Source organism: Bradyrhizobium sp. ORS 86 (assembly GCF_045571475.1).
Lineage (GTDB): Bacteria > Pseudomonadota > Alphaproteobacteria > Rhizobiales > Xanthobacteraceae > Bradyrhizobium.
Genome location: NZ_CP120699.1, coordinates 395,795 through 407,023, shown reverse-complemented (window position 1 = coordinate 407,023; position 11,229 = coordinate 395,795). Strand labels below are relative to the sequence as shown.

General features: G+C 64.0%; 10 protein-coding genes. 3 read left to right on the top strand and 7 right to left on the bottom strand.

Annotation, left to right across the window (positions count from 1 at the left end; translation table 11 throughout):
- Positions 1-225: 225 nt before the first annotated feature.
- The 7 genes from sucD to P6U25_RS01885 all read right to left on the bottom strand — a co-directional run bounded on the left by sucD (position 226) and on the right by P6U25_RS01885 (position 6,829).
- Entirely contained in the window at positions 226-1,107 is an 882-nt protein-coding gene (gene sucD / locus P6U25_RS01915) for a succinate--CoA ligase subunit alpha (protein WP_407149758.1), read from the bottom strand.
- A 44-nt stretch (positions 1,108-1,151) separates the two neighbouring features.
- Positions 1,152-1,628 carry a DUF1579 family protein gene (locus P6U25_RS01910; RefSeq protein WP_407149757.1) on the bottom strand — a complete coding sequence of 159 codons (477 nt, stop codon included), beginning with the start codon at positions 1,626-1,628 and terminating at the stop codon, positions 1,152-1,154.
- A 2-nt stretch (positions 1,629-1,630) separates the two neighbouring features.
- Positions 1,631-2,827: an ADP-forming succinate--CoA ligase subunit beta gene (gene sucC, locus P6U25_RS01905; RefSeq protein WP_407149756.1), complete on the bottom strand. Its 1,197-nt coding sequence runs from the start codon at positions 2,825-2,827 to the stop codon at positions 1,631-1,633.
- A 179-nt stretch (positions 2,828-3,006) separates the two neighbouring features.
- A complete protein-coding gene (gene mdh / locus P6U25_RS01900; RefSeq protein WP_280982222.1) occupies positions 3,007-3,975 on the bottom strand; it encodes a malate dehydrogenase in 969 nt (322 codons plus the stop codon).
- A gap of 194 nt (positions 3,976-4,169) precedes the next feature.
- The gene (gene zapE / locus P6U25_RS01895; protein ID WP_407149754.1) at positions 4,170-5,357 is read right to left on the bottom strand and encodes a cell division protein ZapE; all 1,188 of its coding nucleotides are present in this window, start codon (positions 5,355-5,357) and stop codon (positions 4,170-4,172) included.
- A 132-nt stretch (positions 5,358-5,489) separates the two neighbouring features.
- Complete coding sequence (thpR, locus tag P6U25_RS01890) at positions 5,490-6,026, bottom strand: RNA 2',3'-cyclic phosphodiesterase (protein WP_407149753.1); 537 nt, start codon at positions 6,024-6,026, stop codon at positions 5,490-5,492.
- A 167-nt stretch (positions 6,027-6,193) separates the two neighbouring features.
- The gene (locus P6U25_RS01885; protein ID WP_407152731.1) at positions 6,194-6,829 is read right to left on the bottom strand and encodes an arylesterase; all 636 of its coding nucleotides are present in this window, start codon (positions 6,827-6,829) and stop codon (positions 6,194-6,196) included.
- A 55-nt stretch (positions 6,830-6,884) separates the two neighbouring features.
- On the opposite strand from P6U25_RS01885, the gene P6U25_RS01880 reads away from it, so the two are divergent.
- From P6U25_RS01880 to P6U25_RS01870, 3 genes are all read left to right on the top strand, one after another.
- A complete protein-coding gene (locus tag P6U25_RS01880; protein WP_407149752.1) occupies positions 6,885-7,604 on the top strand; it encodes an ABC transporter ATP-binding protein in 720 nt (239 codons plus the stop codon).
- Positions 7,601-10,171 (top strand): ABC transporter permease, encoded by a 2,571-nt coding sequence (locus tag P6U25_RS01875; RefSeq protein WP_407149751.1) that lies wholly within the window; start codon positions 7,601-7,603, stop codon positions 10,169-10,171. Before P6U25_RS01880 ends, P6U25_RS01875 begins: the two co-directional genes overlap by 4 nt.
- Before the next feature lie 234 nt (positions 10,172-10,405).
- Positions 10,406-11,197, top strand: a complete 792-nt coding sequence (locus P6U25_RS01870) for a Bax inhibitor-1/YccA family protein (protein WP_407149749.1) — start codon at positions 10,406-10,408, stop codon at positions 11,195-11,197.
- Positions 11,198-11,229: the final 32 nt, after the last annotated feature.

Sequence of the window (11,229 nt, the reverse complement as noted above, 5' to 3'; positions counted from 1 at the left end):
GGCGCAAGTGCCGGTCTGGAAGAGGGGCCGGCTGATTGGGTACCCTTTACCCTATCTAGTTTGGATATTCCTGCCTAAAAGAACTAAGGAGTGAATATATTTTCAAAACTTATAAATGCACGATCTTTGGAGGCAAACGGTCGCGCCGTGGCTTCCCGGAGGGGAAATTCCGGGAGGCCACGGCGGGATAACGCCTGATCAGGAGAATTGTCGCGCCGGGATGATTTACTTCAACATCTCGGCCAGGGTGTGCCCGAGCCGGGCCGGCGATGGCGACACCTTGATCCCCGCCGCTTCCATCGCCGCGGTCTTGGAACCGGCATCGCCCTTGCCGCCGGAGATGATGGCACCGGCATGGCCCATGCGGCGGCCGGGAGGTGCTGTAACACCGGCAATGAAGCCGACCATCGGCTTCTTGCGGCCGCGCTTGGCCTCGTCCTTCAGGAACTGAGCCGCGTCCTCCTCGGCGGAACCGCCGATTTCACCGATCATCACGATCGACTTGGTCTTCTCATCGGCCAGGAACATCTCCAGCACGTCGATGAACTCGGTGCCCTTGACCGGGTCGCCGCCGATCCCGACCGCGGTGGTCTGGCCGAGGCCCTCCTGCGTGGTCTGGAACACCGCCTCGTAAGTCAGCGTGCCGGAACGGGAGACGATGCCGACCGAGCCGGGCTTGAAGATATTGGCCGGCATGATGCCGATCTTGCACTCGCCGGCGGTCATGACACCCGGACAATTGGGTCCGATCAGCCGCGACTTCGAGCCCGACAGCGACCGCTTGACGCGCACCATGTCGAGCACCGGAATGCCTTCGGTGATGCAGACGATCAGCGGGATCTCCGCATCGATCGCCTCGCAGATCGCATCCGCCGCGCCCGGCGGCGGCACATAGACCACGCTGGCATCGGCCCCGGTCTTCTCGCGCGCTTCGGCGACGGTATCGAACACCGGCAGGTTGAGATGGGTCGTGCCGCCTTTGCCCGGGGCCACGCCGCCGACCATCTTGGTGCCGTAAGCGATCGCCGCTTCCGAATGGAAGGTGCCGTTCTTGCCGGTGAAGCCCTGGCAGATGACCTTGGTGTTCTTGTCGATCAGGATGGACATGGTTCGTGATGCTTTCGCGAGACGAGCAGTGAGGACTCTTTGCTCTAGTGGATACGCCGGTACACGCCGGTGAGCACGTCGGCCCATCCTTCCGCGTCGGGCGAGAACTGGATCTTCATGTTGTAGGTGTCGTCGTCGACGACCTCGTAGACGTGACGGGCGTTGCCGCGCAGCAAGCCGCGCACCAGGATCAACGATTTGTTGACCCAGGCGCCAGAGGCCGGCGACGGCGGGTAGTAGCCGAGCGAATCGTGCCAGAACAGCTTGTAGGTCCGCTCGTCGCGGTCGTAGGTGAAGACGCCGTGAGTGGCAAAGCTCTCCTTGCCCTCGCGCGTCTGCACGCTGTCCTGGATCAGATAGAAGCCGTTGAGCGCAACGCGCGCGCTGACATGCGAGGTCGCCGGACCGCCTGCGGTCCAGCGCGACGGATGGACCACCTCTTCGCCGCTCCACTCGCCCGCGAAGACCGCGAGCCTGCGGTGTTCTTCCAGCGGTGTTGGAGCGTCGAGATGATCGGCCATCGTTAGCCTCCCTTGACGGCTTTCACGATCTTCTGTGCGGCATCATCGAGATTGTCGGCGGGCACGACGTTGAGACCGCTTTCACGGATGATCTTCTTGCCCTGTTCGACATTGGTGCCCTCAAGACGCACCACCAGCGGCACCTTGAGACCGACCTGTTTCACCGCGGCGACAACGCCCTCTGCGATCACGTCGCACTTCATGATGCCGCCGAAGATGTTGACCAGGATGCCCTTCACGTTGGGATCGGCGGTGATGATCTTGAACGCGGCTGCGACCTTCTCGACGCTGGCGCCGCCGCCGACGTCGAGGAAGTTCGCCGGCGACATGCCGTAGAGCTTGATGATGTCCATGGTCGCCATGGCGAGGCCGGCGCCGTTGACCATGCAACCGATATTGCCGTCGAGCGCGACGTAGTTGAGGTCGAATTTCGACGCCTCGATTTCCTTGGCGTCCTCCTCGGTCTCGTCGCGCAGCGCCAGCACATCGGCGTGGCGATAGAGCGCGTTGCTGTCGAACGACACTTTGGCGTCGAGCACGCGGAGCTGGCCCTGCTTGGTGACGACGAGCGGATTGATTTCAAGCATCGCCATGTCCTTGGCGACAAAGGCGGCATAGAGTTGGCTGGTCAGCTTTTCGGCCTGCTTCGCAAGCTCGCCCGTCAGCTTCAGCGCGTTCGCGACGGTGCGGCCGTGGTGCGGCATGATGCCGGTCGCCGGATCGACCGAGAAGGAGACGATCTTTTCCGGCGTCGCGTGCGCGACCTCCTCGATGTTGACGCCGCCCTCGGTCGACACCACGAACGAGACTTCGGAGGTTTCGCGGTTGACCAGGATCGAGAGATAGAACTCCTTGTCGATGTCGGAGCCTTCCTCGATGTAGAGACGGTTGACCTGCTTGCCGTGTGGCCCGGTCTGCACCGTGACCAGGGTCGCGCCGAGCATCTGCCTGGCGAATTCGTCGACCTCGGCGACCGACTTGGCGATGCGGACGCCGCCCTTGTCGCCGGCGGATGCTTCCTTGAACTTGCCCTTGCCGCGACCACCGGCGTGGATCTGGCTCTTCACCACCCAGATCGGTCCGGGGAGCTGCTTCGCCGCCGCGTCGGCATCCTCCGGCTTGAGCACCGGCACGCCGCGCGAGATCGGCACGCCGAATTGATGCAGCAGTGCCTTGGCCTGGTATTCATGGATATTCATGGAGAGATGCTCCCAAACCCTCGTGCGGCGAACTTTACCAAGCTCGCGTCAGCGCGCTCTGGCATACCATATACCAAGACTGACGCAACCATAAAATCCGCGGGAATTTCATCACCTTGCGCCCGACAGGCGATTGAAAACGCCTATCGGGCCATTGCCAAGTCAGATTACCGGTCAGATCACTTGCCGAGCAGGTCGGGCGCGATCTTCTTGCAGGCGTCGACCAGGCCCTGCACCGCGCCGACCGACTTGTCGAAGGCTTCGCGGTCCTTGCCGGCCAGTTCGATCTCGACGACGCGCTCGACACCCTTGGAGCCGATCACGACCGGCACGCCGACATACATGTCCTTCACGCCATACTCGCCGTTGAGATAAGCGGCGCAGGGCAGCACGCGCTTCTTGTCCTTCAGGTAGCTCTCGGCCATCGCGATCGCGGACGCCGCCGGCGCGTAGAAGGCAGAGCCGGTCTTGAGCAGGTTGACGATCTCGGCGCCGCCGTTGCGGGTGCGATCGACGATCTCGTCGACGCGGGCCTGCGAGGTCCAGCCCATCTTGACGAGATCGGGCAGCGGAATGCCGGCAACAGTGGAATAGCGGGTCAACGGCACCATCGTGTCACCGTGGCCGCCGAGCACGAAGGCGGTGACGTCCTCGACCGAGACGTTGAATTCGTCGGCGAGGAAATAGCGGAAGCGCGCGGAGTCGAGCACGCCGGCCATGCCGACCACCTTCTTGTGCGGCAGGCCGGAAGCCTTCTGCAGCGCCCACACCATCGCGTCCAGCGGATTGGTGATGCAGATGACGAAGGCATCGGGCGCATACTTCTTGATGCCGGCGCCGACCTGCTCCATGACCTTGAGGTTGATGGAGAGCAGATCGTCACGGCTCATGCCGGGCTTGCGCGGCACGCCGGCGGTGACGATGCAGACCTTGGCGCCGTCGAGCGCTTCGTAGGAATTGGCGCCGGAGAGATTGGAGTCGAAACCGTCGACCGGCGACGATTGCGCAATGTCGAGCGCTTTGCCCTGCGGCACACCTTCGGCGATATCGAACAGCACGACATCTCCGAGTTCCTTGAGGCCGACGAGGTGCGCCAGCGTTCCGCCGATCTGTCCGGAGCCAATGAGAGCAATCTTGTCGCGTGCCATGGGAAATCAGTCCTTTGAACTGGTAGCAGGAGGGAGAGAAGTCGGTTGGAAGGGTGGTTATCCCTTTCGAATGATACGTTCAAGTCGCGGCCTGCCCAATTGTCGCCCCTGCCTGGAATTCGATCAGGCATGCCAGCGATACCCGCGCGGACGCACGAAAAGTTGCTCGGAACGGGCGCGCTGAAAGGCAGCCTTCAGGTCTCGACCAGACCGGTCGACGTACCGCTCGCCGACGAATCTTTCCGACCGTGCGGCAACGCCAGGTAGGATTCCGAACTCATTTCGATCAGACGTGACGCGGTGCGCTTGAACTCCATCGCCTCGATGCCGTCGGTGGCGAGATAGAGCGACACCGGGTTGGCCTCGGCCGAGGCCATCAGCTTCACCGCATTGTCATAGAGCGTGTCGATCAGCGAGATGAAGCGCTTGGCAGCGTTGCGCTGCGCATAATCCATCACCGGAATATCGTCGATCAGGATCGTGTGGTAGTCGTGCGCGAGCCGCAGGTAATCGGAGGCCGCAAGCGGCTTCTCGCAGATATCCGCGAAGCCGAAGCGCGCGACGCCATTCGACGAACACGGCACGTGCAGCGTGCGCCCCTTGATCGCGATGTCGCGCGGTTTGCACGGCGCATTGCCGGTCATCTTGCGCCATGCCGCGTCGAGCGCGCCGTTGGCTTCATCATCCGCCGGCACCAGCCACATCTTCACGCCGAACAGCTTCTCCAGCCGGAAGTCGGTGCGTGCGTCGAGCCGCAGCACGTCCATGTGGTCAGAGATCTGCTTGATGAACGGCAGAAACAGCGCACGGTTGAGGCCGCCTTTATAGAGGTCCTCGGGCGCGACGTTGGAGGTTGCGACCACGACGGTGCCGAGATCGAACAGCTTGGCGAACAGCCGCCCGAGGATCATCGCATCCGCGATGTCGGTGACGTGGAATTCGTCGAAGCAGAGCAGCCAGGTCTCGTCGAAGATCGCCTGCGCGGTGAGCGCGATGACGTCGGCTTCGGCGATCTCGCCGCGCGCGATCTGCTGGCGATAGCCGTAGATGCGCTCGTGCGCTTCGGCCATGAATTCGTGGAAATGCGCGCGGCGCTTGTGCTCGATCGGGCTCTGCTGGAAGAACATGTCCATCAGCATGGTCTTGCCGCGGCCGACCTCGCCATGGACATAGAGCCCGCGCGGCGGCTTCTCGTCCCTGTCGCCGCCGAACAGCCGGCCGAACAGGCTCTGCTTGCGTTGCGGCTTGTAGCTCGTGAGCCGCTCCTCGAGCGCGCCAAATGCGGCGGCGGCGCGCGCCTGCGCAGGATCAGCCTCGATCGCGCCGGAGGCGACCAGGGCCTTGTAATAATCAAGGAAGGAACTCGGCGAGGTGGACAGCATGAGCCATCTTACGGCCCTACCCGGCGGAAAATTGCAAGCCGCGAATTTTGGCGACGGGTATGCAGAAGCACGATCTTGCGCGCCCCGGCGGTCCGCGCGAGCCGGCCGGGCGCGGAAAAAGCGGCGGCTATCTCACGCGCAGAGCGCGTAGGAATCCTCGACCACGTAGGGTCCGCCGCCGGTCGAGGCACGTGACGAGAACAACACGAAGCGATCCGCCATGAAGGTGCGGCTCGGGAAGTAGCCGCGCACGGAAAGATAGTCCGCAACGTCCTGGCTCGACGCATCGTGCAATCGCGCGAGCGTCACGTGCGGCGTGAACTTGCGCCCCTCGGGGTCAAGCCCGATCCGCTGCATCATCCGCTCGAGCTCCGCCTGCAGTTCGATCAGCGGCCGGCTCGGCTCGACGGCGGCAACCACCGCGCGCGGCTTGCGTCCGCCAAAGCTCGACAGGCCCTGAAGCTTCACCTCGAACGGTTTGCGGTTCACCCGAAACAGCATCATAGCGATCTCGTTGGCCGAGACACCATCGATATCGCCGATGAAGCGCAGGGTGACGTGATAATTTTCGGGATCGATCCAGCGAGCGCCGGGAAGGCCACCACGCAGGCTGGAGAGGGTTTGGCCGATATCGGCCGGGATTTCCAGTCCAGTGAACAGACGCGGCATCGCAATAATCCTCGATGCTGTGACGCGAGTTTTGGGAGCCCGCGCCCTGTTACGACCCGGTGACGAATCACCGATGTCTCTTTGTACCCGAGTTATATGACTCTGCGAAGCATGATGCGTTAACAGCTCGTAACCCTACGGTCATGACGCGCGGCAGAGCCTGTATTTCAACTGCGTTGCCCAGATAATGCTCCAAGAAATGCCTCCACCGTGGGCAGGATGTTCTTCACGACGATATCCACTCCGTCGGCCGTCGGATGCATGCCGTCGGCCTGATTGAGCTTGGCGTCGGCGGCCACGCCGTCGAGAAAGAACGGATACAACGGCACGCCAAGGGACTTCGAGAGATCAGGATAGATCGCGTTGAACTTGGCCGCGTAATCGCTGCCGTAGTTCGGCGGCGCGAGCATGCCGCACAACAGAACTGCGATCTTGCGCGCCTTCAACTTTGTGATGATGTCGGACAGCGCGGCGCGGGTGACGGCGGGGTCGGTGCCGCGCAAGGCATCGTTGGCGCCGAGTTCGAGGATCACCGCATCGGTTCCGTCAGGCACCGACCAGTCGACCCGGTCTCGGCCGCCCGAGGCGGTATCGCCGGACACCCCGGCATTGCTGATATCGACCTTTATCCCCTTGGCATCCAAAGCCTTTTGCAGGCGGACGGGAAACGATGCAGCGGCCGGAAGGCCGTAGCCGGCACTCAAGGAGTCACCCAGCACCACCATCTTGACCGGTTTCGCGGAATCCGCCGCGTGCACGCTTGCCGCCGTCATCAAGCCCATAAGCAACACGAGTATGTGCACGAAGATTCCCAACCGGCCCTCGACCGCAGCGGCGGAAGTGCCATATGACCGAACCATGGACAGTCTCATCGAATCCTCTTCACTGACCGGCGTCGAGCCGGACACCATCTCTGTCAAGAACGTCAATCTCTCGCTCGGCACCGGCGCAGCACGGGTTCATATCCTGAAAGATATCAGCCTTCGTGTGGCGGCGGGCGAGGCCATCGGCCTGATCGGCCCGTCGGGCTCGGGCAAGTCGACCTTGCTGATGGTGATGGCGGGGCTCGAACGTCCTGACAGTGGAGAAGTGGTCGTCAACGGCACCTCGTTCAATGCCCTCGATGAGGATACTCTTGCGCGCTTCCGCGGCCGCCAAGTCGGCATCGTTTTCCAGTCGTTCCATCTGATCCCGACCATGACGGCACTGGAGAACGTCGCGGTGCCGCTCGAGCTCGCCGGCAGCGCGGATGCGGCGGCACGCGCCGCGCAGGAGCTGCGATCGGTGGGCCTCGGCGAGCGCCTGCATCACTATCCGACGCAACTTTCCGGCGGCGAGCAGCAGCGCGTGGCGATCGCGCGCGCGCTCGCGCCCGATCCCGCGATCCTCGTGGCCGACGAGCCGACCGGAAATCTCGACGAGGCGACCGGAAAGCAGATCGTCGATCTGCTCTTCGCCAAGCACGCCGAGCGCGGCATGACGCTGGTGCTGGTGACGCACGACATCTCGCTCGCGCAGCGCTGCGATCGCGTGGTGCGGCTGCGCTCGGGCCGGATCGACGGACACTCCGCGACATGAGCATCGCGTCCGAAGTCGCGGTGCAGGGCCGCGCGTCGTCGCTCGCCTTTCGGTGTGCGATGCGCGAACTGCGCGGCGGCCTGCGCGGCTTCTACGTCTTCATCGCCTGCATCGCGCTCGGGGTGATGGCGATCGCCGGCGTCGGCTCGGTCGCAGCGAGCCTTGGCGAAGGCCTGTCGCGCGAAGGCCGCACCTTGCTCGGCGGCGACGTCGCGTTCTCGCTGATCTCGCGCGAGGCCAAGCCGAACGAGGTTGCATTCCTGCGGACACGCGGCGAGGTCTCGATCGCAGCTACGCTCCGCGCAATGGCGCGCAGCAAGGACGGCAAGCTGGCGCTGGTCGAGCTCAAGGCAGTCGACGGCAAATATCCGATGCTCGGCGAACTGACGCTGGAGCCGAACCTGCCGCTCGCCGATCTCCTCGCCGAGCGCGACGGCGCCTATGGCGCGGCGGTCGATTCGACCTTGCTCGCACGGCTCGACCTCAAGCTCGGCGACCGCGTCACCGTCGGCAGCGCGACCTATCAGATCCGCAGCGTGGTCGCATCCGAGCCGGACAAGCTTGCCGGCGGCGTCGGCCTCGGCCCGCGCTTTCTGGTCAGCGAAACCAGTCTGCGCGCCACCGATCTGCTGCAGCCGGGCAGTCTGGTGCGCTGGATCTATCGCGTGAAACTGCCCGACGGCGCCAATGACGATCGCTCCACCACGGCATTGATCGACGGCGCGCGCAACGCGGCGCCCGAAGCCGGCTGGGAAGTCCGCAGCCGCAGCAATGCCTCGCCGCAGCTCGAACGCAGCATCAACCGCTTCACGCAATTCCTGACCCTGGTCGGCCTTGCCGCGCTGCTGGTCGGCGGCGTCGGCGTCGCCAATGCGGTGAAGAGCCATATCGACCGCCGCCGCGACGTCATCGCCTCCTTCAAGGCGCTCGGCGCCACCGGCCGCGACGTCTTCACGATCTATCTCACCCAGGTGGTCGTGCTGGCTGGAATCGGCTCGGTGATCGGTCTTATGCTCGGCGCCGCACTGCCGTTCGCGATCGTCACCCTGTTCGGCACGCTGCTGCCGCTGCCCGTGGTGCCGTCCGTGCATCCGGATGAGCTTGCGCTCGCCTTCATCTACGGGCAGCTCACCGCGCTCGCCTTCGGCCTTTGGCCACTCGGCCGGGTCCACGACGTGCCGGTGGCCGCGCTGTTCCGCGAGACCGTCACCAGCGAATGGCATCGCCCGCGCTGGAGCTATCTCGCGCTGATGGCAGTCGTGATCGCCCTGCTGATCGCGGTCGCGATCGGGCTGTCCTACGACAAGCGGGTTGCCACTGTGTTCGTCGTCGCCTCGATCGCAGTGTTCCTGCTGCTGCGCGGAATTGCCGAACTGCTGATGGCCGTGGCGCGGCGGTTGCCACGCAGCCGCATGACCATGCTGCGGCTCGCGATCGCCAACATCCATCGGCCCGGAGCGCTGACGCCGTCGGTCGTGCTGTCGCTGGGCCTTGGGCTTGCGGTGCTCGTCACCATCACCCAGATCGACGGCAATCTGCGCCGCCAGTTTCTGGCGGCGCTGCCGGAGCGGGCGCCGTCGTTCTTCTTCATCGATATCCCCTCCACCGAGGCCGACCGCTTCGGCAGCTTCCTCAAGCAGATCTCACCGGATTCGACGGTCGAGGACGTGCCGATGCTGCGTGGGCGCATCGTCGCCGCCCGCGGCGTGAAAGCCGACCAGCTCAATCCGACGGTAGACTCGGAATGGGTGCTGCAGAGCGACCGCGGCCTGACCTACACCGGCGAAGTGCCCAAGGGCTCGAAGATTGTCGAGGGCGAGTGGTGGGGTCCCGACTACAGCGGCCCTCCGCTGGTTTCGATGGAGAAGAAGATCGCCGATGGCTTGGGCCTGAAGATCGGCGACGAGATCGTCGTCAATGTGCTCGGCCGCGACGTCCCGGCGAAGATCGCCAATCTCCGCAATATCGACTGGCAGGGACTCGGCATCAACTTCGTGCTGGTGTTCTCGCCGAATGCTTTCAAGGGCGCGCCGCACAGCCATGTCGCGACCCTGACGGAGCCACATCCGGGTTCCGTCGAGGACGCCCGCATCATCAAGCAGGTCGCCGACGCCTTCCCGATGGTGACGAGCGTGCGTGTCCGCGAGGCGCTCGAGACGATCGGCAGCGTCGTCAGCAACCTTGTGCTGGCGATCCGCGGCGCCAGCGCCGTGACGCTGCTCTCCGCCATCCTGGTGCTGGGCGGTGCATTGGCCGCCGGCCATCGCCACCGGGTCTACGACGCCGTGATCCTCAAGACGTTGGGCGCCACGCGAGCACGACTGCTCGGCGCCTACGCGCTGGAGTATCTGATGATCGGCTTTGCAACTGCCGCGTTCGGAGTCATCGCCGGTTCGATCGCGGCCTGGTTGATCGTGACGCGGCTCATGACACTGAGCTTCATCTGGCAGGCCGGCAGCGCCGCGCTGGTCGTGGTCGCAGCATTGATCGTCACGGTCGGATTGGGGCTGGCCGGAACGCTGCTGGCGCTGAATCAGAAACCCGCCTCGGTGCTGCGGAATTTGTGACAATTTGTAGCGCCGCCGACACCGTATTTCACTGCAAATGCCGGGCCAGAGCGACATTCGGCCGCGCGTGGAAGCTTGCGTCGGATGTGTTAATTTCCCACATACCAACCGGGTCGGATGATCGGTTTGATGACACCGAATTAATGTTCGGCAAACCGCGCCATCTGAGATAGATTTACGACCGGCGCCGCAAATCCCTTGCGCTCCACCGGGACCAACCACGGGAATTCGACCATGTCGGACCTAGACCGCAACTACGCTTCTCCTTTCGGCCGGGCCGCCGGGCGCATTGACGCTGCGGCCGTCGACGCCGGTCTGCGCGCCTACATGCTGCGCATCTACAACTACATGAGCATCGGCCTGGCCATCACCGGCTTTGCCGCGCTCGGTGTCTACATGGCTGCGGTGACCGGCGATCCGTCCGCCGCCGTCGCGAAGTTTGGCAATGCCTATCTGACGCAGTTCGGCTACGCGATGTTCGTCAGCCCGCTGAAGTGGCTGTTCATCCTCGCCCCTCTCGTGATGGTGTTCGTCATCTCGGCCGGCATCAACCGCTTGGCACCCTCGACCGCCCAGTTGCTGTTCTGGGTGTTCTCGGCGCTGATGGGCCTGTCGCTGTCGTCGATCTTCCTGGTGTACACGCACACCTCGATCGTGCGCGTGTTCTTCATCACCGCGGCGACGTTCGGTGCGCTCAGCCTTTACGGCTACACCACCAAGCGTGACATGAGCGGCATGGGCTCGTTCCTGTTCATGGGCCTGATCGGCATCATCATCGCCAGCCTGGTCAACCTGTTCCTGGCGAGCTCGGCGCTGCAGTTCATCGTGTCGGTGGTCGGCGTGCTGGTGTTCGCGGGTCTCACCGCCTGGGACACCCAGCGGCTGAAGAACGACTACATCTACGGTTACGCCTCGCAGGGCGGCGCGATGGCAGAGCGTGCGGCGATCACCGGCGCTCTCTCGCTCTACCTGAACTTCATCAACCTGTTCACGCTGCTGCTGCAGCTCCTCGGCCAGCGCGACTGACGCGCAACGCCGACCGGACAGATCGAAGAGCC

Excerpts from the sequence above, each read along its gene's own strand:
- P6U25_RS01910 (WP_407149757.1), bottom strand. The coding sequence starts at position 1,628 with ATGGCCGATCATCTCGACGCTCCAACACCGCTGGAAGAACACCGCAGG.
- sucD (WP_407149758.1), bottom strand. The coding sequence starts at position 1,107 with ATGTCCATCCTGATCGACAAGAACACCAAGGTCATCTGCCAGGGCTTC.
- zapE (WP_407149754.1), bottom strand. The coding sequence starts at position 5,357 with ATGCTGTCCACCTCGCCGAGTTCCTTCCTTGATTATTACAAGGCCCTG.
- sucC (WP_407149756.1), bottom strand. The coding sequence starts at position 2,827 with ATGAATATCCATGAATACCAGGCCAAGGCACTGCTGCATCAATTCGGC.
- P6U25_RS01880 (WP_407149752.1), top strand. The coding sequence starts at position 6,885 with ATGGACAGTCTCATCGAATCCTCTTCACTGACCGGCGTCGAGCCGGAC.
- thpR (WP_407149753.1), bottom strand. The coding sequence starts at position 6,026 with ATGCCGCGTCTGTTCACTGGACTGGAAATCCCGGCCGATATCGGCCAA.
- mdh (WP_280982222.1), bottom strand. The coding sequence starts at position 3,975 with ATGGCACGCGACAAGATTGCTCTCATTGGCTCCGGACAGATCGGCGGA.
- P6U25_RS01870 (WP_407149749.1), top strand. The coding sequence starts at position 10,406 with ATGTCGGACCTAGACCGCAACTACGCTTCTCCTTTCGGCCGGGCCGCC.
- P6U25_RS01875 (WP_407149751.1), top strand. The coding sequence starts at position 7,601 with ATGAGCATCGCGTCCGAAGTCGCGGTGCAGGGCCGCGCGTCGTCGCTC.